At 64.6% G+C, this 20,069-nt stretch carries 22 protein-coding genes; 7 read left to right on the forward strand and 15 right to left on the reverse strand.

The features are described from left to right. Nucleotides 1-42: 42 nt before the first annotated feature. Genes ACLKOZ_RS09180 through ACLKOZ_RS09190 form a run of 3 tightly spaced genes read left to right on the forward strand, consistent with a single transcriptional unit; the run spans nucleotide 43 to nucleotide 1,887 of the window. A complete protein-coding gene (locus ACLKOZ_RS09180; RefSeq protein ID WP_436474516.1) occupies nucleotides 43-627 on the forward strand; it encodes a serine protease inhibitor in 585 nt (194 codons plus the stop codon). Then, on the forward strand, nucleotides 584-1,537 hold the full coding sequence (locus tag ACLKOZ_RS09185; protein ID WP_436474518.1) for a 3-methyladenine DNA glycosylase: 954 nt from the start codon (nucleotides 584-586) through the stop codon (nucleotides 1,535-1,537). The genes ACLKOZ_RS09180 and ACLKOZ_RS09185 overlap by 44 nt, the downstream gene beginning before the upstream one ends. After that, nucleotides 1,534-1,887 (forward strand): serine protease inhibitor, encoded by a 354-nt coding sequence (locus tag ACLKOZ_RS09190; RefSeq protein ID WP_436474520.1) that lies wholly within the window; start codon nucleotides 1,534-1,536, stop codon nucleotides 1,885-1,887. The genes ACLKOZ_RS09185 and ACLKOZ_RS09190 overlap by 4 nt, the downstream gene beginning before the upstream one ends. A 97-nt stretch (nucleotides 1,888-1,984) precedes the next feature. Here the strand turns inward: ACLKOZ_RS09190 and ACLKOZ_RS09195 are convergent, their stop codons facing one another. Together ACLKOZ_RS09195 and ACLKOZ_RS09200 are read right to left on the reverse strand one after the other, a co-directional pair. Next, nucleotides 1,985-5,152, reverse strand: coding sequence for a S8 family serine peptidase (locus ACLKOZ_RS09195; protein ID WP_436474756.1), 3,168 nt, complete (start codon nucleotides 5,150-5,152; stop codon nucleotides 1,985-1,987). 299 nt (nucleotides 5,153-5,451) lie between these two features. Next, nucleotides 5,452-5,637 (reverse strand): hypothetical protein, encoded by a 186-nt coding sequence (locus tag ACLKOZ_RS09200; RefSeq protein ID WP_066287203.1) that lies wholly within the window; start codon nucleotides 5,635-5,637, stop codon nucleotides 5,452-5,454. 229 nt (nucleotides 5,638-5,866) lie between these two features. Here ACLKOZ_RS09200 and purS point away from each other — a divergent pair, with 229 nt between their 5' ends. Genes purS through purL form a run of 3 tightly spaced genes read left to right on the forward strand, consistent with a single transcriptional unit; the run spans nucleotide 5,867 to nucleotide 9,199 of the window. Next, the gene (purS, locus tag ACLKOZ_RS09205) at nucleotides 5,867-6,118 is read left to right on the forward strand and encodes a phosphoribosylformylglycinamidine synthase subunit PurS (RefSeq protein ID WP_056631212.1); all 252 of its coding nucleotides are present in this window, start codon (nucleotides 5,867-5,869) and stop codon (nucleotides 6,116-6,118) included. 1 nt (nucleotide 6,119) lies between these two features. Then, nucleotides 6,120-6,893, forward strand: coding sequence for a phosphoribosylformylglycinamidine synthase subunit PurQ (gene purQ / locus ACLKOZ_RS09210; protein ID WP_436474523.1), 774 nt, complete (start codon nucleotides 6,120-6,122; stop codon nucleotides 6,891-6,893). Further along, nucleotides 6,890-9,199, forward strand: a complete 2,310-nt coding sequence (gene purL / locus ACLKOZ_RS09215; protein ID WP_436474525.1) for a phosphoribosylformylglycinamidine synthase subunit PurL — start codon at nucleotides 6,890-6,892, stop codon at nucleotides 9,197-9,199. Before purQ ends, purL begins: the two co-directional genes overlap by 4 nt. Nucleotides 9,200-9,296: 97 nt before the next feature. On the opposite strand, the gene ACLKOZ_RS09220 is transcribed toward purL, so the two are convergent. The 5 genes from ACLKOZ_RS09220 to ACLKOZ_RS09240 form a co-directional block, all read right to left on the reverse strand. Next, nucleotides 9,297-10,238 (reverse strand): hypothetical protein, encoded by a 942-nt coding sequence (locus ACLKOZ_RS09220; protein ID WP_436474527.1) that lies wholly within the window; start codon nucleotides 10,236-10,238, stop codon nucleotides 9,297-9,299. Between the two features lie 120 nt (nucleotides 10,239-10,358). After that, nucleotides 10,359-10,652, reverse strand: a complete 294-nt coding sequence (locus tag ACLKOZ_RS09225; protein ID WP_337346976.1) for a DUF503 domain-containing protein — start codon at nucleotides 10,650-10,652, stop codon at nucleotides 10,359-10,361. A gap of 57 nt (nucleotides 10,653-10,709) precedes the next feature. Next, nucleotides 10,710-11,333, reverse strand: a complete 624-nt coding sequence (locus ACLKOZ_RS09230; protein ID WP_436474529.1) for a hypothetical protein — start codon at nucleotides 11,331-11,333, stop codon at nucleotides 10,710-10,712. Between the two features lie 14 nt (nucleotides 11,334-11,347). Then, nucleotides 11,348-11,896, reverse strand: coding sequence for a DUF1990 family protein (locus ACLKOZ_RS09235; RefSeq protein ID WP_436474531.1), 549 nt, complete (start codon nucleotides 11,894-11,896; stop codon nucleotides 11,348-11,350). Continuing rightward, nucleotides 11,889-12,308 carry an MmcQ/YjbR family DNA-binding protein gene (locus ACLKOZ_RS09240; protein ID WP_436474533.1) on the reverse strand — a complete coding sequence of 140 codons (420 nt, stop codon included), beginning with the start codon at nucleotides 12,306-12,308 and terminating at the stop codon, nucleotides 11,889-11,891. The genes ACLKOZ_RS09235 and ACLKOZ_RS09240 overlap by 8 nt, the downstream gene beginning before the upstream one ends. Nucleotides 12,309-12,353: 45 nt before the next feature. On the opposite strand from ACLKOZ_RS09240, the gene ACLKOZ_RS09245 reads away from it, so the two are divergent. Further along, nucleotides 12,354-13,382: an isopenicillin N synthase family dioxygenase gene (locus ACLKOZ_RS09245; protein ID WP_436474535.1), complete on the forward strand. Its 1,029-nt coding sequence runs from the start codon at nucleotides 12,354-12,356 to the stop codon at nucleotides 13,380-13,382. 15 nt (nucleotides 13,383-13,397) lie between these two features. Here the strand turns inward: ACLKOZ_RS09245 and ACLKOZ_RS09250 are convergent, their stop codons facing one another. The 8 genes from ACLKOZ_RS09250 to ACLKOZ_RS09285 form a co-directional block, all read right to left on the reverse strand. Beyond that, nucleotides 13,398-13,823 (reverse strand): CoA-binding protein, encoded by a 426-nt coding sequence (locus ACLKOZ_RS09250; protein ID WP_337346981.1) that lies wholly within the window; start codon nucleotides 13,821-13,823, stop codon nucleotides 13,398-13,400. A gap of 77 nt (nucleotides 13,824-13,900) precedes the next feature. After that, the gene (locus tag ACLKOZ_RS09255) at nucleotides 13,901-14,773 is read right to left on the reverse strand and encodes a hypothetical protein (protein ID WP_436474537.1); all 873 of its coding nucleotides are present in this window, start codon (nucleotides 14,771-14,773) and stop codon (nucleotides 13,901-13,903) included. Then, complete coding sequence (locus tag ACLKOZ_RS09260; protein WP_436474539.1) at nucleotides 14,770-15,321, reverse strand: RNA polymerase sigma factor; 552 nt, start codon at nucleotides 15,319-15,321, stop codon at nucleotides 14,770-14,772. Before ACLKOZ_RS09260 ends, ACLKOZ_RS09255 begins: the two co-directional genes overlap by 4 nt. A 299-nt stretch (nucleotides 15,322-15,620) precedes the next feature. Then, entirely contained in the window at nucleotides 15,621-15,959 is a 339-nt protein-coding gene (locus ACLKOZ_RS09265; protein ID WP_436474541.1) for a YegP family protein, read from the reverse strand. Nucleotides 15,960-16,234: 275 nt separating this feature from the next. Beyond that, the gene (locus ACLKOZ_RS09270) at nucleotides 16,235-17,359 is read right to left on the reverse strand and encodes an NAD(P)/FAD-dependent oxidoreductase (protein WP_436474543.1); all 1,125 of its coding nucleotides are present in this window, start codon (nucleotides 17,357-17,359) and stop codon (nucleotides 16,235-16,237) included. A 45-nt stretch (nucleotides 17,360-17,404) separates the two neighbouring features. Continuing rightward, nucleotides 17,405-18,448 carry a Gfo/Idh/MocA family protein gene (locus ACLKOZ_RS09275; RefSeq protein ID WP_436474545.1) on the reverse strand — a complete coding sequence of 348 codons (1,044 nt, stop codon included), beginning with the start codon at nucleotides 18,446-18,448 and terminating at the stop codon, nucleotides 17,405-17,407. After that, nucleotides 18,448-19,227 (reverse strand): amino acid ABC transporter ATP-binding protein, encoded by a 780-nt coding sequence (locus ACLKOZ_RS09280; protein ID WP_436474547.1) that lies wholly within the window; start codon nucleotides 19,225-19,227, stop codon nucleotides 18,448-18,450. The genes ACLKOZ_RS09275 and ACLKOZ_RS09280 overlap by 1 nt, the downstream gene beginning before the upstream one ends. Further along, nucleotides 19,224-20,012: an amino acid ABC transporter permease gene (locus tag ACLKOZ_RS09285; RefSeq protein ID WP_436474549.1), complete on the reverse strand. Its 789-nt coding sequence runs from the start codon at nucleotides 20,010-20,012 to the stop codon at nucleotides 19,224-19,226. The genes ACLKOZ_RS09280 and ACLKOZ_RS09285 overlap by 4 nt, the downstream gene beginning before the upstream one ends. Between the last annotated feature and the right edge of the window lie 57 nt (nucleotides 20,013-20,069).

The following is a 20,069-nucleotide window of genomic DNA, read 5'->3' on the forward strand; positions in this document are numbered from 1 at the left end:
GGCACGGCAGTAGAATGGGAGCAATCCGAGGAGGCCGGGCGCGTGCGTAAATTGCTGATCCAAATGGTGACCGTGGCAGTGTCAGCAGGCCTGATGACGGCCTGTTCTGCGGGAGCAGGCGGGGGCCAGCCCACGTCGTCAGCCCCGTCCGCAACGTCGTCAGCCCCGTCCGCCACGTCAACTGGCACGGCCACGCCGTCGGACACAACCGCCCCGGATACCGAGACGTCCGTTCCCGCGCCTGCACCGCCGGCGCCGACCGGGCCCCCGGCCGGACCCGGGGCAGGAAACGCGGAGCTGGCCATCATGGTCAAGCCTTCGGATACCGAAGCGGCCCTCAATTACACACTGGTGTGCCAGGGCGGCGTGCCGTCGGCCGAGAGCAAGCACCCCGGGGCTGAGGCGGCCTGCAGTGCGCTCAAGGAGAACCCGTCGATCCTGAGTCCAAGTACCAAGAACACAGCACAGGCATGCACTGAACAGTACGGCGGACCGCAAACGGCAACCGTCACCGGAATTGTGGATGATACCCCCGTGGATGCCACGTTTACCCGGACCAACGGCTGCGAAATCAGCGCCTGGAATGCAGCACAGCCCGTCCTGGGCTCCAGCGGTGGAGCAGCTTAGCCTCCTGGCGGCCGGGGACTGCGAGGCCCGCGAAGCCGCGCACGTCCAGCGCGTCCGCCGTTATTCCGACCCCTACCTTGCCCGCCGGTCGGCTGGCCGGAAGCACCCGGTTGAGGACTTCCTGTTCACCTACTACACCCAGAAGCCAGGCCAGCTGCTGCGCTGGCATCCGGGAGCCGGCGTCGTGCTGGCCGGTGAGGCGGCCGCCCACCGCAGCGGCTGGAAGCACTACAGAACGCTCGACGACGGCGAGCTCGCCGCCGTCGGACTGCCGGCGGGAACCGTTGCGGTCACCTTTGACCGCAGCACCTTCCTGGCCGACCGCCGTGAAGCCGTCTCCTTCGCGGAGATCATTCTTCGAGGAACAGCAGCCCGTCCGGCCCAGTTTGGCTGTTTCGGGCTGCACGAGTGGGCCATGGTCTACCGCCAGGACAAATTCGACCTGCGCCACGAGTACCTTCAGCTGAGGCTCGGACCGGAGGGGACGGACAAGGTGGTGGAGGAGAACCGGATCCGCTGTTCGCATTTTGATGCGTTCCGTTTCTACACACCGGACGCCATCCCGCGCAACGAGCTTGTACCCAGCCGGGAGAACCAGCGGGACATGGAACAGCCTGGCTGCCTGCATGCCAACATGGATCTCTACAAGTGGGCCTACAAACTGCTGCCCGCACTGCCCAGTGAACTGGTGATGGACTGCTTCGAGCTGTCCTGGCGGATCAGGGCCATGGACATGCAGGCCTCACCCTACGACCTCGCGGAGTGGGGCTACCCTGCGATCCCGATCGAAACCCCGGATGGGAAGGCCGCGTACGTTGAACACCAGCGGGCCTTCGCGGCAGAGGCCGCTGAGCTGCGTGAACGCCTTGCGCGGGAACTTGCTCCGCTCAGCCTGGCGAGTCCGGCATGAACCGGCTTGACCTCACCATCAGGCTCCGGGAAGACACCAATGCCCCCGAGCACGAGTTCCGGCTGATTGCCCAGGACGGCAGGGTTGCAGGCGGCAGTACCCTGCCTGATCCGGCGGGCGCCCTGGCTGCCGTTGAATCCTTCGGCGAGGACATCTTCTTTCCCCGGCCGGGTCCCCCCAAACTGTGTACACAGCAATACGGCGGGCCGCAGGTTGCCGTGGTGACCGGCTCCATCAACGGCCGGCCGGTCAACGTCACCTTTCGGCGCACCGACGGCTGCGAAATTTCCCGCTGGCGTGCCATGGCGCCGCTGCTCGGCGGGACCCCGGGTTCCCGCGGTGAGACATAACGCCTGCCTGCAACGCGCTTAGCAGCAGGGCGCCGCCGGCTCCATTGGAACCGGCGGCGCCCTGGTGTTATTTACAGGTGGATCAGATACAGGGGGATCAGAGATCCATGTTGCGGTTGCCGGAGAACTCCGGCACCTCCTGCTTCTTCTTTTCCTTCTTGACTTTGTCCTTCTTGTCCGCGCCGGCGGGCTCGTCGGATGATTCGTCGTCCGGGACCACCACGGTGCCACCCGGGGTGACCGCCACCGAAACGAAGGTGGGCATGCTGGAGCCAGCGAAGGTAACACGGCCAATGTAGGAGCCTTCAGCGAGGTCCTTCCACTGGAGGTTCACCATCCCGGATTGGCCGTTGCCCAGCCGCAGCGGGTTGGGCGTCACGGTTGCGTTTCCGACGTTGGCCCCCAGCACAGCGGCATCCACCGAAGCCTTGGTGGGCTGCCCGTTCGGGCTTGCATAGAGGTTCACGAAGACCGTGTACACGCCGGCTGCCGGATTGGGTACGGAAATGGATTCGCTGGCGGAGGCCGTCTGGGCCAGGAGTACCTGTCCCGCCGGGTTGAAGACCACCATGTCGAAGTCGGCCGATTCATCCGATGAGTAAACAGAGAACTTGGCCAATGGCGACCCGGCCGGGACGGTGACCTCCTTGGCGAAGTTCGACTCGTCGGTTTCCAGTGCCAGCGGTCCGGGAACCAGTTCGATGGCGGACGAGTCAGCCTTGGACAGGCCGTCCAGCGTGATCTTCACGGGTGCGTTGGTGCCGGAAACAACGGGGATTCCGCCCTGCCCCGTACCCCCCTCTGAGGTGAACGCGAGGTTTGCCGGGGCCACCACGGCCTGGGGGCGTACCGCGATGGGGGATGCCACATTCTTGCCCGCACCCTGCCAGACGAGGCTGCCCATGGCGAACTGCCCCAGGGCCGCATTGGTGTTCTCAAACTTCACCTTGAACGTGCGCTTCTCGCCGGCGGCGCTGAAACTAAGGATCGACGGCGTAACGGTCACCTTAATACCCGGAACATCTGCCCTGGCGCGGTAGACACCCGGCGTCAAAGCCGTAACCGTCCGGGTGACCTCCGTCTTGCCCGTGAGGGCGCCCAGCGCGAACGAGGCGACGTTCATGTCCCTGGGCGCAGTGCTGCCGAGGTCAGGAATGCCCAGGTCAAGTCCCGTTCCCTGGATGAACTTCAGGTAGTCCTCCTCGGCGTTGTCGTAGACCAGGCCGGGATCGAGGACCCGGGCCACGTCCACCTGGCCGGCGCCGGTGGCGAAAACGTCGCCGTTGCGGCTGCCGTCGGCGTTCTTGACCTCGCCTGCCGTGGTCATCATGGCCGACTTGACGGTGGCCGGAGACCAGTTGGGGTTCCTGGCAAGGATCAGCGCTCCAAAGCCGGCGACGTGCGGCGCGGCCATGGAAGTTCCGGACATCATGCCGAACTGGTCGCCGCCCGAGCCGATCGGTGACACACCCGCCAGGACGGCAACACCGGGCGCTGCCACATCAGGTTTGAGCAGGTCCGAGCCGGTGGCAAGCAGCGGGCCGCGCGAGGAGAACCCTGCAATTTGTGGCTGTGGAGCCACCGGCAGGCCCGTGGTGTCCTTGTTCACGAGGGCCACCTTGATGGCTGGATTGGCGGTGATCTTGTCCTTGATCTGCTGTGTGGCAGGCGGGTTCACATGCACTGTGGGTACTGAGTGGCGGTCCAGGTCCTCCGAGGACGTGGACAGGTTCACGAGGATCATCCCGATGCCGCCGGCACGCTTCACCTCGGCGCTTTTGGCAACGCGGTCAACAACTCCGCGGTCGCAGACCACGATCTTGCCGGCCACTTTGGCAGGGTCCAGCGCGTTTGGGGCACACAGTTCAGGGCTGGATGTCCCGGCGGCCGCAGCATTTGCGGCCAGGACCACATTGCTCGCGGGAACGGGGGCTGCCATCAGGCTGGCGCCGCGGAACTTGCTTCCGTCCTCGAATTCGACCGTTCCCTGCAGTTCCGTGGAGAAGGAACTTGCAGCCACCGTGGTCAGCCAGGGTGCGCCGTGGTTCACGGTGCTTGCGGTGGGTCCGGAGTTCCCGGCAGATGCCGCCACGAAGATTCCGGCCGAGGCTGCGGAGAGGAAGGCCAGCGCAACCGGATCCGTAGTGGTGGAGGTGCTGCCGGAGATGGAGTAGTTCAGGACGTCCACGCCATCGAGGATGGCCTGGTTGATTGCAGCCACGGAGGCCGAGCTGTAGCAGCCTCCGGTGTCCGGGTTGTCATCCTCCCAGCAGACTTTGTAGACGGAAACCTTTGCCGCCGGTGCCACGCCGCTGGTGATCCCCATGTCGGTGGCACCCAGGTTGGCGTGGACGTTTGCGTTGCCTGCCGCCGTGCTTGCCGTATGGGTGCCGTGGCTCCCGACGTCCACTGGAGAAATCAGCTCTTCGGGCGCGCGGTTCTGGGGCGCGACGTACTTCAGGAAGTCGTCGGCAAAGTAGCGGGCGCTCAGGACCTTGGAGTTGCAGTCCCTGCCGTCAAAAGTTGCCCCCGATCCCTGGCCCTTCTGGCACTCGCCAACGAACGTGTCGCCGTCGGACTTGAGCATGGCGATTTTCCCGTCCGCAGTGCGGTAAGGGACGCCTACCTGGGGCTCGCCGTTGAGCGGCTGGACGTCATCGCCGGCGAAGAACGGGTTGGATGGCGTATATCCGGAGTCGATGACGCCCACTACAACACCCTTGCCGGCATTCTCCTGGCCGCCGAAGGTGGTGTTCCAGAGGCCGCTCGCTCCGCTGAGTTTGAGGAAGTCCGTGGTGGAGTAGTCCGGGGCGTTCTCTGTGTCCGGAGCAACCATCAGCACGGCGGGGTCCTTGGCGAGCTTCACGGCCTGCTCTGCGGTGAGATCGGCCGAGAATCCATTGATGGCCGCCGTGTACTTGTGCTTGATCTGGATGTTTTCCGCGCCGGCTACGGACTCTTGCTGGTTTTCGAGATGGGCCTGGTAGCGCTGGACTTCGGGACGTTCAGCGTCCAGCTTGCGGCCGTTCTGCGGTTTCGTGGCCGCAAGCCCAGGAGTCCCGCCGTCGTAGGTGGCCGCAGGTTTCCCGGCGAGCACCACGATGTAGCGGCCCGCAGGGTAGTCGTTGGGGTTGATGGTCTTCGGATTAACTACGGTGTTTGGTTCGGCGGGCGCCGCGGTAGCGGGGCTCAACGCCATCGAAGAGAGGAGAAGCGGCAAACCCACAGCCAACGCCGTCGCTTTCCGGAACCCCCCGCCCCGGATGGGGCTCTTTCCAGTTAATTTCACGTTTCGACTACACCTTTCACGAGGCACGGCCCGGCACGCGTCCGGCCCGAGGCAGCTGGAAGACGACAACCGTAATTACAGATCTTGTAACCCGGGGAGACCAGCCGATTCAAACAGTACAGACTGAGAGACGAATATGACATAAGCCACAGATGCATTTTTTAGACTTGTCAATTTTGCTGTCATGGCAATGGCCGGTGTCCTCGGGCGGGCACAAGAAAGGCGGCCCCCTGAGGAGCCGCCCACTGGCAAACTGGTGTCACACAAGGAACCGCCTACTGGCGCGGTGTCCGGACGACCTCGCTGATCCACTGCCGGGTCTTTTCGTCGACGGGGCCCGCCACCCGGGATTCCCTGGCGGCCCTGTCCGCTTTGATCTTCTGCAGGACCATGCGGCCCAGCCCGGCGAAAACGGCAACGGCAACCACGGGCAACAGCACGGATTTCGATTTCTCAGCCATTCCGCAATCCTAGTGACGGTCCGCGCGCAGTGCCAGAGCCGCCGTCGTTCCGCCGAATACAGAGTGCGGCCCTCTGCCCGGTAGAATGGGCTAGCAAGCTCGCGGAGCGCCCGTCCACACCGTTCAAAGGCCATGCCCAAAAGCACGGTCCCCTCAACACAGCGGAACGGCGTGAGACGGCACCACTCCGCTGCGCCCTTACCCAATGCTCACGCACAGGAGTTGCCGGATGCCCCGGATCGTTGTTGACGTCATGCCCAAGCCCGAGATTCTGGACCCGCAGGGGAAGGCCATCGTGGGTGCACTTCCCCGGCTGGGCTTCACCAGCTTTAGCTCTGTCCGCCAGGGCAAGCGCTTTGAACTGACCGTCGACGGCGAGGTGACCGACGCAATCCTGGCCCAGGCCCGCGAAGCAGCCGAGACCCTGCTGTCCAACCCCGTGATCGAAGACGTCGTCAACGTCGAGGTCGTCGAGGCCTGAGATGACTGAACTTCCCCTGATCGGCGAGGCAGTCGCCGTCGCCGCTGAGCCCCGGCTCGCGGGTGCCCGGATCGGCGTCGTCACCTTCCCCGGCACCCTCGATGACCGCGACGCCGCCCGTGCAGTCCGGCTGGCAGGCGGCACTGCAGTGCCGCTGTGGCACGCCGACACCGCCCTGGCCGACGTTGACGCCGTCGTGATTCCCGGCGGATTCTCCTACGGAGACTACCTGCGGGCCGGTGCCATTGCCCGCTTCGCGCCGCTGATGTCCAAGATCATCGACGCCGCCAACTCCGATGCCAAACTGCCCGTACTGGGCATCTGCAACGGCTTCCAGATCCTGACCGAGTCGCACCTGCTGCCCGGCTCCATGATCAAGAACGACCACCTGAAGTTCATGTGCCGGGACCAGGTCCTGCGGGTTGAAAACAGCAACACCGCCTGGACCCTGGACTACGAGGCCGGTCAGGAAATCACCGTGCCCCTGAAGAACCAGGACGGCCAGTACATCGCGGACGAGAAAGTCCTGGACGCCCTCGAAGCCGAAGGCCGCGTGGTGTTCCGCTACGTGGGCTTCAACCCGAACGGCTCGCGCCGCGACATCGCCGGCATTTCCAACGCCGCCGGCAACGTGGTGGGCCTCATGCCGCACCCCGAGCACGCCGTCGAGATCGGTTTCGGCCCCGAGTCCCTGGATGGCATCGGCGGCTCGGACACCGACGGCCTCGGTTTCTTCACCTCCGTCCTGAACAAGATTGTGGGAGGCGCCAAGTGACCACGGAAACCACCAAGAAGTTCAATATCGACACCGTCGAGAACGCCGCCAAGACGCCGGACACCGAGCTTCCCTGGGCGGAATTGGGCCTGAAGCAGAACGAGTTCGACGAAGTCGTGAAGGTCCTCGGCCGCCGCCCGACCGGCGCCGAACTGGCCATGTACTCCGTCATGTGGAGCGAGCACTGCTCCTACAAATCCTCCAAGAACCACCTGCGCCAGTTCGGCGACAAGGTGACCGAGGAAATGAAGAAGGACATGCTGGTGGGCATCGGCGAAAACGCCGGCGTCACCAACCTGGGCGACGGCTGGGCCGTGACGTTCAAGATCGAGTCCCACAACTCGCCGTCGTTCGTGGAGCCCTACCAGGGTGCCGCAACCGGCATTGGCGGCATCGTCCGCGACATCATCTCCATGGGCGCCCGCCCGGTGGCTGTCATGGACCCGCTGCGGTTCGGCGCCATCGACCACCCGGACACCGCGCGCGTCATGCATGGCGCAGTCGCCGGTATCGGCGGCTACGGCAACTCCCTGGGCCTGCCCAACATCGGCGGCGAAATGGTGTTCGACTCCGTGTACCAGGGCAACCCACTGGTCAACGCACTTGCAGTCGGCGTCATGCGCCATGAGGACATCCGCCTCGCCAACGCCTCCGGCAAGGGCAACAAAGTGGTCCTGTTCGGTGCACGCACCGGCGGCGACGGCATCGGCGGTGCCTCCGTGCTGGCCTCCGAGTCTTTCGACGACACCAAGCCCTCCAAGCGCCCCGCTGTCCAGGTGGGTGACCCGTTCGCCGAGAAGGTGCTGATCGAGTGCTGCCTGGAGCTGTTCAAGGGTTCCCTCGTTGAGGGCATCCAGGACCTCGGCGCCGCGGGCATTTCCTGCGCCACGTCGGAACTCGCCTCCAACGGCGACGGCGGCATGGAAGTTGAACTGACCTCCGTCCTGTTGCGCGACCCCACGCTGACTCCGGGCGAGATCCTGATGTCCGAGTCGCAGGAACGCATGATGGCCGTAGTCACCCCCGAGAACATCGCCGCCTTCGAAGCGGTCATGGACAAGTGGGCCGTGGAGTACTCCTGGCTGGGCGAGGTGACTGACACCGGCCGCCTGATCATCACCTGGGACGGCGAGGTCATCGTCGACGTCGACCCGCGCACCGTGGCCCACGACGGTCCGGTCTACGACCGCCCGTTCGCCCGCCCCGAGTGGCAGGATGCCCTCCAGTCCGACACCTTCACCGGGTCGGTCCAGGATGCTGGCCGCCCCACCACTCCAACAGAACTGGCCGCCGCAGTCACTGAGCTCGTGGCATCGCCGAACATGTGCAGCAAGGACTGGATCACCAACCAGTACGACCGCTACGTCGGCGGCAACACCGCCATGGCGTTCCCGGATGATGCAGGCGTGGTCCGGGTGGACGAGGAAACCGGCCTTGGCGTTGCCCTGGCTACCGACGCCAACGGCCGCTACACCTTCCTGGACCCGTACCACGGTGCACAGCTTGCCCTGGCCGAGGCCTACCGCAACGTGGCCACCTCCGGCGCCGTGCCCATGGCCGTCAGCGACTGCCTGAACTTCGGCTCCCCCGAGGACCCGGATGTCATGTGGCAGCTCGCGGAGTCCATCCGCGGCCTGTCCGACGCCTGCATGGTGCTGGGCATCCCAGTCACTGGCGGCAACGTCTCGCTGTACAACCAGACCGGGACCACCCCGATCCACCCCTCCCCCGTGGTGGCAGTGCTGGGCAAGCTCGACGACGTCGCCCGCCGCACGCCGTCGGGCTGGCGCGAGGACGGCCAGGCCATCTACCTGCTGGGTACGACTGCAGCGGAGCTGGATGGCTCCGAGTGGGCAAACCTGCGTGGCCACCTCGGCGGGCTGCCGCCCAAGGTTGACCTCGCCGCCGAGCGCGCGCTGGGTGAGATCCTGATCAACGCATCCCGCGACGGCATGGTGGACTCCGCGCACGACCTCTCCGAAGGCGGCCTCGCGGCAGCCCTCGTTGAGTCCTCACTGCGCTACGGCGTAGGCGCCCGGATCGCCCTGCAGGACGTCCTGGACCGCGACGGCGTGGACCTCTTCACGGCACTGTTCTCAGAAACCCAGGGCCGCGCGGTCGTTGGCGTGCCCCGCTCCGAGGAAGTCCGGTTCACCGACATGTGCACCGCCCGCGGTTTCGCCCACGTGCGGATCGGCGTAGTGGACGCGGACAGCAACGCACTGGAGATCAACGGCGTGGACACCATGTCGCTTGACGCCCTCCGCGAAGCGCACGAGGCCACCCTGCCGAAGTACTTCGGCTAGTCCCCACCGCCACCCTCACGGTGTGGGGCCCCTCCATCGATTGCTCCGTAGCCGCCCTTTTGAACCCTCAAAACGGCGGTTGCGGGGCAATCGTTGCTTAACGGCCCTTGCGCCACCCGGCCTGGACCAACGCCGTGCGGATCTTGGCGACCGCAGGCTTGGCGTCGTTCAACATGTGCCGTTTCGAAATGCGGACCTCCGTCCAGCCCAACGCCCCGTAGCTTTCAGAACGCGCGATGTCCCGGACGACCTGCCCCGCCTCGCCGTGGTGCTCACCGTCGTACTCGATTCCGATCCGGTACTTCCGGTACGAAAGGTCCGGGTCATGGTGCCTCAGACCGTCGTCGCCGATGATTGGCACATTCAATTCCGGTTCCGGCAGCCCGGCCCTGACCATGGCCAGCCGAAGGAGTGTCTCCTGCGGCGAATCGGAACCCACACGGATCAGTTTGATCGCTTCCTTCGCCTTGCGGAGGCCGCGCTTTCCCTTATGCCGATCGATCATCCGTTGCAGGTCAGCCAGACTGCACAGCGGCATGTCCCTGTCCTCGAACTCCGGCCGTGGCATCCGGACGCAGCTGTCCCCCATGGCCACAAGCTCGTCGACGGTCAGCATTTCCGCCATGTCCAGCCAGGTCCGCTCCGGAGTGGTAACCGGGATCCCGTCGACTGTGGTGACCTCGTCGCTAAAAAGCTTCATTCGGTGCACAATGACGTGCGGCCGATTCAGGTGGGCCTCTCCCTCGGGCCTGATGACATGAAACATATCCGGCTTTCCCTTCTGCTGGCGGCGCGGCAGCACGAGCAGTTCCGCCGCAGTGAGGTGCGATGCGGCGCATCGGACGTTGACCTCGATGAAAGGCCGCACCCTGATGCTCAAGGGGAGGTCCGCCGTCGGGCTTTCCGACAGGATCCCCTTGCCCAGACGATGCAGAGTTCGGTGCCGCAGCCGCTTGTCCGAGACCCCGGCGCGCGCCGCGTCGGCGACTGTGAACGGACGTCCCTGGAGTTCGTCGGGTAGCAGGCGCGGGGTCTTCATGGATTCATCAGACCAGAATGCTGCGGTCCGCCGCAGAAGTTATCCACAACCTCCATCGATTGCTCCGTAGGCGCCGTTTTGAGGGGTTAAAAGGGCGCTTATGGAGCAATCGATGGCAGGTTAGTCCTCGCTGTGGAGTTCCCGCTGCCGGGCGCTGAGGAGTTCAAGTTCCGGACGATAGGCCACAAAGCGTTCGACGGCGGTGAGCACCTCCACGAGGTGCGCCCGGTCTGCTGCCACCAGGCCCACACCTACCTGCGAGCGCCGGTACTGCTCGTGGTCCCCCACCTCGGCAACTGACACTTCGAAGCGCCGCTTGAGCTCGGCCAGCAGCGGCCTGATGAGGGAGCGTTTTTCCTTCAGGCTCTGGACGTCGCCCAGGAGGATGTCGAATTCAATCCAGCCGATCCACATGAACCAATCGTATCGATTGCTCCCCACTAGCCGTTTTGAGGCGTCAAAAGGGCCTGCTCAGCCTGCAGCCAGTGCGAGCTCGCAGGTTTCAATCCCTTGGCGCGCAGACTGCTGCTGTGCCGGTGTTCCGGTCCGTTCGGCCCATTGTTCGGCCAGCTGGAACTGCACGAGCGCCTCAGTGAACCGGCCGGCGCCGTGCAGGGCCCAGCCCAGGTTGTTGTGCAGCGCCACCATCCAGCGTCGGGTGCGGGGGTCGTGGGCAGTGGAGGCGTATTCGAGGGCGCTCTTGGTCCAGAGCTCGGCATGCGCTGCGTCTGCGATCGCGAGCATATGCAAGGCATCCACAGCGAGGTACTCCTCGCCCAGGTGGTCGCCCAGCTCGGCTGCCTGCTCGAACAGGGGCACAGCCATGGCGGCGTGACCGCTGGCGTTGAGGATGCGTCCGCGCTCCAGCAGGATCCGCACTCCCACCGTGGGCTCGTCTCCGTCCACCGAGTCCAGCAGCGCATCCGCCTCCTCGTAGCGTCCTTGCAGGCCGATGGCCCGCCCCAACTGCGTGGCGAGTTCGGCCTTTTCGTCGGCGTCGTAGGCGGGATCGGCAAGGGCGTCCCTGAAGCGCTGCTCGGACAGCCCGGGATCCTGAATTTTCCATAGTCGGTCAAGGGTCTCTTGGTCCAGCATGTACCTTCTCCTGATCAGCTTTCACCTGCGGCGAGTTGGCGTGCCCCTTCAATGTATCGGGAAGTGACGTGCCTCTGCGCCGCCCGGGTCACCAGGCCACCGGCGCGGTAGAACCAGTTGGAAGGCGTACTAAAAGCGGTGATCTTCAGGAACACCCGCCCTGTGTCGTCAATCTCCACCTCAAAGGCCTCTTCGCCGCGCGCCGGATGTCCGGGCAGCGTTCCGTAACCGAAGCCCGCAGACTGCGGGCCGTCGCCCGGCACCGGCCGCCTGACCCATACCACTTCGCAGGGGGCGTTGATGCGGAGAGGCCCGACGCCGAACCCGCTCACCACGCGTGTGCCGGGCTTGACGACGTCGGATTCGGCCCGGACGCGCAGCCCTGACCGGCGCTGGAGCTCCCAAGTCAGGATTCCCTGCGCCACCCGGCGGTAGACTTCCAGACCGTCGCCAAGGTAGGCCTGGGAGACCAAGCAGTGGTACCCCGCCGGTGGACGGCCATTCTCTGTGGCGCCGACACCGGGGTAATCAAGCCTGCCTGCGGCCAGCCGCTTCTTAGTCAACGGACGAACCCTGGGACCCGGTCAACCGCGCCCATCCCAGCTGCTCCTGTTGCTTGCGGCTCAGTGACGCCACCACCAGATCGTAGGAATCCTCCACCATGTCCCTGACCATGGAGTCCGGGAGGGCCCCGTCCAGGCGCACCCCGTTCCAATGGTTCTTGTTCATGTGCCACGCGCCCGTGATTTCCGGATGGGCGGCGCGCAGCTGCTGTGCCAGGGCGGGCTCGCATTTGAGGCTTACGGACCAGTCGTCCGGGTCCATCGCGGACGCCGCAAACATCTTGGCCTCGTGCCTGGCACCGCCGGAAACGTGCGCCCGGACCTTAAACACCGAGGTTTCGGGTCCGAACGGGAAGTCCTCGTACGAACCCGGGAATGACAGGCAGATTTCACGGAGTTCAGCTTGGTCCATCCAGTGAGCCTACAAAGCGTCCGCCCCCGGTGCTAGTCTGCGAGCATGTCACATGACCAGGCGACCATCCCGGTTCTGGACCTGAGCGCCGCACGCCAACCCTACGGTCCCTTTAGTCCGGAATTTATCGAAGAGCTGCGGAACGCCACTCACAACGTCGGCTTCTTCCAGCTCACCGGCTATGGCGCCTCGCCGGGCCAGGCGGAGGAGTTGCTTCAGCTGATCCAACGCTTTTTCGCTCTCCCCCTGGAGGAACGGATGAAGCTGGATAACCGGCTCTCACCGCATTTCCGTGGCTATACCCGGATGGGCACAGAGGTCACCCAGGGCCGTGCCGACGCCCGAGAACAGATCGACTACTCCCCGGACCGCGAACCCGTCCCGGACTATCCGGCGGACCAGCCCTACTGGCTGCTCCAGGGACACAACATGTGGCCTACAGAGGCCTTGCCGGAGCTGGAACCGGCCGCGATGGCGTGGGCCGCCCTGATGTCCGAGGTTGGCATGGAACTGCTGCGCGCCATCGCCGTTTCGCTCAGCTTGCCGGAAGACTACTTCGACGAACCGTTCGCAGGCACACCAGCGTGGATGGGGAAGCTGGTGCACTATGTGGGCGGTGTGGTGGAAGCGGCCGGTGACCAGGGAGTGGGCTCGCACGCTGACTACGGGTTCGTCACCCTCCTCCTGCAGGACAGCGTGGGCGGTCTGGAAGTCCTGCCGCCCGGCGCAACCGAGTGGGTACCCGTGCACCCCCTCCCGGGCGCACTTGTGGTGAACCTCGGCGAAATGCTGGAAGTAGCCACGGAGGGCTATCTCGCAGCAACGATCCACCGGGTGCAGGCCCCGCCGCCCGGCGTCGACCGTTATTCAGTGCCGTTCTTCTGGTCGCCTCGGTTGGATGCCGTGATCGATCCCGTTCCCCTGCCGCCGGAGCTGAAGGCTCAGGCGCGCGGAATTTCGGATGACCCGTCCAACCCGATGCTCGCATCGTTCGGCATGAACATGCTCAAAGGCAGGATGCGCGCCCATCCGGACGTTACCAAGCGGCACTATCCGGACCTGATCAAGAACTGACCGCCCCGGGCAGGGTCAGAGGTTGTACTTCCATGCTTGTTGGGCAGGGCAAACGTTCATGACCACGTCCAGGCCGGCCGCCTTGGCGCGTTCCGCCGCGGCTTCGTCAATGACACCCAGCTGCAGCCACACCGCCTTGGCGCCAACGGCAATCGCCTCGTCCACCACGGCACCGACCTTCTGTGAATTCACAAAGCAATCAACGACGTCGATAGGTTGCTTTTCCGGCGGAATGTCGCGCAGGGTGCGGTAGCCGGGTTCGCCATGCACAGCGTCTCCGGGCAGGTTCACGGGGATGATCTCCATGCCGAGCCCGTCCCGGATAAACAGCGACGTATCGTAGGCAGCCCGCCACTCATTGGTGGTCAGGCCCACAATGGCCCACCGCCCTTTGTTTCGCATTAGGCGTTCAATAACTGCAGGATCGTTGGTGTGGCCCATGAGGCAAGCCTACGCCGCAGACGCAAAGGCCTTGTTCCGAAGAAATGAATGACGGACTCGGCCAAGCGGCGTGGGGGCTAGCGGCTGAACTTCTTCAGCCACTTAGCGCCGGGGTCCGCTTTCGTGGCGATCCCCGACTTCTTCGCCGATTCCTCGCCCGGCTCTGCGGCCGCGGCCTTTTCGGGCACGACGCCGGACATAAGCTTCGCTGATTTCTCCAGCGCCTGCCGGGCAGCTTCCTCCTTGGTGGCCACGGCTTCGGTGGTGTCCGGCAGGGTCCCGGGTTGCCCCGGAACCTTTGGCTCGGTGGCTGCCGGCTCCGTGCCTGCCGACTCCGTGCCTTCCGACTCCGTGCCTGCCGCTGCGGTAGCAGGCCTATGGTGGGCGTCAGCGCCGCCGTCGGCTGAGCCGGTGTTTCCGGGCACCCCTGGAGACTTGCCTGGAGGGGTTGCCTGGTCCGGAGCTTTGCTCGCCGGGGACTCCTGGTGTCCGCCGGGCCCACCGGAATCCGCCGCGGCGTCCTGACCTGCCGGCGCCGCCTGTTCCGGTTCCGCGTTCGGGAGGAGCCCAGCGCCGGGGGCAGCCAAGGGCAGTTCAGACAGGCTCCACGAGGGCGCCCAATTCTCCAGGAGGTGCTGGACGGACACGCTGGACTTCTCCGCGGGGCCGGACGCGCTGGCGGCCACCCCCGTGACGCCGAGTCCCATCCCGGCAACAACGGCCAGGCTGACGATCGTTGTCCGGTGCCGGCGCAGCCTGCGACGCCAGGACAGCTCATCCGGGCGGGAGCCCAACAGGGCGGCAAGCTGTGCGTTGGGAGGAGGAGCCGGCACGGACGCGAGGCTTCCCAAGGACAACAGCGCGGCACGCAGGTTGGTGTCCTGCGCCTGGCCGGCGTCGAGGAGCATTTCATCCACGGTGTCCAGCAGACGACTGGCTTGAGAAGTCATGGCGCCACGTATTCTTTCACTGAGGTTTCCTCGCGGAGCCTGTTCAAGGCCCTTCGCTGGAGCTGTTTAACGGCCCCCGGGCTCTTCCCCATGACAGCAGCGACCTGGTCGACTGTCAGGCCGCCAATGATGCGCAGCGTAAGCACCTCTTTCTGCTCATCAAGCAGGCCCTGAAGGAGGCCCAGAACTTCCGACGGCGAGACCCTTTCGAGGGCTTCGGCCTCAGCAGATGATTCCTCGCGCAGGTCCAGTTCGGCATCGAACGGCAGCTTGGCGGGGGCGCGGCTTTGCCGACGGTGGTCGTCCACCATCCGGGCGTGGGCTACGGAGAAGATAAACGTGCGCAGGCCTTGCACACCGCCGCTGACGGTCTCCAGCCGGGGAAGGACCGCGAGGAAGACGTCTTGCATAACAGCCTCCGGATCTTCAACACCGCGGGCTGTGAGATAGCCCAGGACCTGTGACGCATAAGTTCGGTACACGAGGCTGAAGAATTCCGAATCGCCGGCATTAGCCCGCAACACGTCGTCAGTCAGCGCATCGGTCACGGACGTAGGCTTTCGGTGGAGGGACTTTGCTTGCTCAGTCTAGGGCGTGTGACGCTTTCGCAGAATGCCCTTGCCCGACTAACTTTACCCCGCAGTAACCCAGGCCGCCGAGACTGTGTGTCCATCCTCGGTATCGCCAGCTTGCCACCCGTTCGACCTGCCGAAGCAGAAAAGAGCCGGGCTGGAACATGATGGGGGACAGGTTCCAGCCCGGCGCTTCATAAAGGTAATCGCTGCAGGCCCTGCAAAGGTTACGCGCTGGCACAAAACTTTTTTGTGTCTTTCGTGCCATCGGTTCCCTAGGCTGCTCCGGTCCAATGCGGCGAAGTTGCCGGCCGGTACGATCCCTTGGCATTGACGAAGGAGTGCACCCGGTTTGCGGGCACGCGCTGGTCATCACAGATCGGCTGGACCTTGGCAGGGACCACCCCGGGGGCCGCCTGGACAACGTTGGTGGCCGAACAGAGATCGGTCACCAACCCGGTTCCGGCGCACTCGCGCACGGCGGCAATCCCGGCGGCGACTGCGGCCTTATCCTCAAAAGCTTCGGACACAGCCATCACAGCACCGTCCGGGGCCTTGAGGCGGAACCTGAATCGTGACTCTGAATCCAAGAAAACTTCGAACTTCCCGGCCATGGTGAATCCTTCCGGTTTGTGGGGTTCGGCCCGGCAACGTCTTCGCCACCGAACGTCCGGACGCATCGCTGCGAGGGGCTCCCACGGGTATGGTCGAACGATCTGTTGATCTGTTCAGCTTGTACATCAAGTCTCTTGGCAGCGTCGGCAACCTCACAAGACCGGCCGGGTTAACCCTTTGTAAATTGCGTTCAACTCCGGGACAAAGCGGCGGGCCAGCCTCCAGGTTCCATTGGAACCAAGGGTGACCCGCCGTCGTCGTACCCCTGAATGCGTCAGTTCTGGGAGAACCTGCCGGGACGGAACGTGGCCAGCATCGGGTGCTTGTTTCCCGTCATGATTTCCCAGGCGAGCAGTTCGCCTGCGATCAGCCCCAGCGTGGCACCTGAGTGTGTGAAGGCGACGAAGCAGCCAGGCACCTGGCCAAGCTCGCCGAAGACGGGTTCGCCGTCGCCCGGGATGGGCTTGTAACCGATCTTCCAGGACGCGGGCTTGAGCTCGGGATTGCCGGCGATCAGTTTGGATGATTCGTCAGCAAGCTCCTGGACCACTTCGTCCGGGATGCTGAAGGAGCCGTCGGCATGCTCGGTGATGCGGTCTTCGTACCAGTCATGATCCAGGGCGAAGGTGTTGCCCGGGTTGGGACGCACGGCCGCCCGCGGCGTGTTCATCACCGTTGTTACCTGGTGTTCCACCGGCTTGGTGATTACGAGCATGGAGACCGGGGAGCCGTTGGGAATCTCTACGCCGAGGGGTTTCACGACGGCGGGTGTCGCGGCACCGCAGGCAACCAGGACCGCGTCTGCCCCGTACGTCTCACCGGCAGCAGTCTGGACGCCGGTGGCCCGGCCGCCGTCGACCATCACCGAGGCTTTGCCCGCATTGAGCACTAGCTGGCCGCCAAGGGCGTGGAATTCCTCCATCAGGAAGTTCACCAGGTCCGGCAGGCTCACCCAGCCCTCACCGGGGTTGAAGATTGCCTTCTCCGGAACAGCGCTGGCGTCGATGCCAGGCGTGACCGCCTCGATCTCCCCAGGCGCGAGCAGCTTGGAATCGTAGCCAATTGACTGCTCGTAGGCGTGGCGGGCTTCCGTGACCTCGACCTGCCCGGCGGCGTTCCACATAAGTCCTCCGCCGAACTGGAGCCAGGCTCGGCGGGGGTCGGCGGCGAAGAGTGTCCGGTACCTGTCCACGCCGGCAACGCGCAGCTGATGATAGGGGGTGGACCGTTCGCCGGCTGAGTTGAGCCATGAAAGTGACCGGCCCGTGGCTTCACTGGCCAGACCTTGCTCAGTCAACAGCGTCACGGAGGCGCCTTGGCGGAGAAGGTGGACGGCGGTGGAGACGCCCATGATGCCGCCTCCGATGATGGCGACCTGCTTGGCAGCGGTGGAGGACATAGTTCTCCCTTTCTTTAGTTTCCTGATGCTTGCGACGCACTTTGCTTACGCGAAGGCGTGAATACTTTCGATGATTTTGAGGGTTTCCAGCACTTCGGCGGGGTTCACGGGAGGTTGCCCTTCGCCCCGAAGGGAAGCTGCGAGTTCTGTATAGAAGCGCGGATAATCACCCTTTTCCGCCGGAACGGGGACGGCTGTGCCATCCACTCCCAGAAGCCCCCAAGACTCCTGGGGATCCACGCCATAGGCAGGATCCGACGGCGTCATGCCGGCTGCGAGCGCCGGTTCCTGGCTGTCCAGGCCCCACTTCGTGTAACCGGCCTTCGAACCGAGGAGATGAAACCGGGGTCCTGACTGGGCGGCGAGGCCGTTCATCCACAGACGGGACCTGACGCCCGATTCATGCAGTAGCGACACGAAGGCCTCGGTATCGGCAGCTTGCGGACAACGGCCGTTGTTCGCCGTCTCCCCGTAGCTCACCTCCACCGGCCCGAAGAGTTGGATGGCCTGGTCGATCAGGTGGGCACCGAGGTCATGGAGGATTCCGCCGCCCTGGGCCAGCGTGGATGAATCACGCCAGTTACCGAAGCCTTCCGGCCGCCACCATTCAAAGCGTGACTCGAAGGTGCGCACCTCCCCGAGTGCTCCTTCCTGCAGCAACTTCCGGAGCGTCAAGAAGTCAGCGTCCCACCGGCGGTTCTGGAAAACCGTCAGCTGCACACCGGCGTCGGACGCCCTGGCAATTAGCTCCTCACCGTGGGCGACTGTGATGACGAAAGGCTTGTCCACAACAACGTTGAGTCCACAGGCGATGGCCGTGGCGCCCAGCTCCAGGTGCGTGAGCGGCGGCGTGCCGAGCACCACCAGATCCAGGTCCCAAGCCTGGGAGAACAGTGCCTCCGGGGAGGGCACAATCCGTGCCTGCGGGTAGAGCCGTGCGGCCTCGGCGGCACGCACCGGGTCTGCCGTCACGATGACGTCCAGCGAGTAGTTCGGGTCCGCGGCGATCAACGGCGCGTGGAAGACCTTGCCTGAGACGCCGAAACCAACGACGGCGGTCCGGAGTGGGGCCGCGGTTACTTTGCCCATCACAGGACTTCCGAAAGGAATCGCTGCAGGCGTTCGCTGCGTGGGTTGTCGAAAAGTTCGGCCGGCGTGCCAACCTCCACCACTTCACCTTCGTCCATGAAGACCACTTGGTCGGCCACCTTTCGCGCGAATCCCATCTCGTGGGTGACCACCAGCATGGTCATGCCCCGTTTTCCGAGCCCGGCCATGAGATTCAGCACGCCCTTGACCAGCTCAGGATCCAGTGCACTGGTGGCTTCGTCGAACAGCATCACTTCAGGTTCCATGGCAAGCGCCCGCGCGATGGCGACGCGCTGCTGCTGGCCGCCGGAGAGATCCCGTGGGCGGTGATCGGCCCGCTCAGCAAGACCCACTTCGGCGAGGCTGCGGCGGGCCCGCTCCCTCGCTTCGGCCTTGGACATTCCCTTGACACTCCAAAGGGCCAAGGCCACGTTTTCGAGGGCAGTGTGGTCCGGGAAGAGGTTGAAATGCTGGAACACCATGCCAATGCGGGCTCGCAGTAGGTCCGGTTTGACCTTAAGGGCGCTTTCGCCGGCCAGAAGCACGTCGCCACTCTTGGGTTCGTGGAGCCGGTTGACGCCGCGGAGCAGTGTCGACTTGCCCGAGCCGGACGGCCCGATGATGCACGTTGTGGTACCGGGGGCCACGGTGAGGCTGACGTTGCGGAGCACCTCGATGTCCCCGTACGCCATTGTGAGGTTCTTCAGTTCAAGGCTGGAGCCATGAAAGGTGTGGCTCGAAGACGCGGCAGGGTTCGCGGTGTTGGATGCGAGGCTCATGTGTTGCTCCCGGTGATCAGCGGCGAGGCCGCGTCGAGTTCTTTGACTTCTTTCAAGCCGCTGCTGGGGGCAGCCGGGCGGCGGCGGCCGGTCCTGAACCTGTTGTCGAAGTAATTGACCAGGTGTGTCAGCGGGACCGTAATCACAAGGTAGAAGATGCCGGCCAGGACCAGCGGGGAGAGGTTTCCGGACAGCACGGCGGCGTCCTGGCCCACGCGGAAGAGCTCACGTTCGCTGACAAGTAGGCCCAGGAAGTAGACGAGGGACGAATCCTTGACGATGGCGATGAACTGGTTGACGAGGGCGGGCAGGACACGTCGGATGCCCTGCGGAACTACTACCAACGCCATGGACTTTGCGTAACTCATGCCCAGCGCGCGGCAGGCCTCACCTTGGCCCTTGTCCACGCTTTGGATCCCGGCGCGGAAGATTTCGCCGATGTACGCGCTGGCAATCAGGCTCAGGGCAATGATTCCCAGCGGGTACGGCGAAGGACCAAAGATTGACTGGCTGAAGCGTGCGAAGCCCTGGCCGATCAGCAGGATTGTGAGGATTGCTGGAAGGCCCCGGAAGAGATCCGTATATATCCGGGCTGGGATCCGCAGCCACTTGGACGGTGAGATGCCCATGACTGCGACGATCATTCCGAGGACCAGTCCGATGACGGTGGCAGCGACGGAGATGATGAGCGTGTTGAGTAGCCCCACTCCGAGGAGTTGGGGCAGGACTTCGGCCATTGCGCCGAAGTCGAAAAACGTGCGGATGATGGTGTTAAGCCAGTCCATGGTTGCTCTCAGACGTAGTTAGCTTGTGAGTCCCGGGCGGACCGCGAACTACGGTCC

Origin of the sequence: Arthrobacter sp. R4 (assembly GCF_051365025.1) — a bacterium.
In the GTDB taxonomy this organism is placed as follows: domain Bacteria; phylum Actinomycetota; class Actinomycetes; order Actinomycetales; family Micrococcaceae; genus Arthrobacter.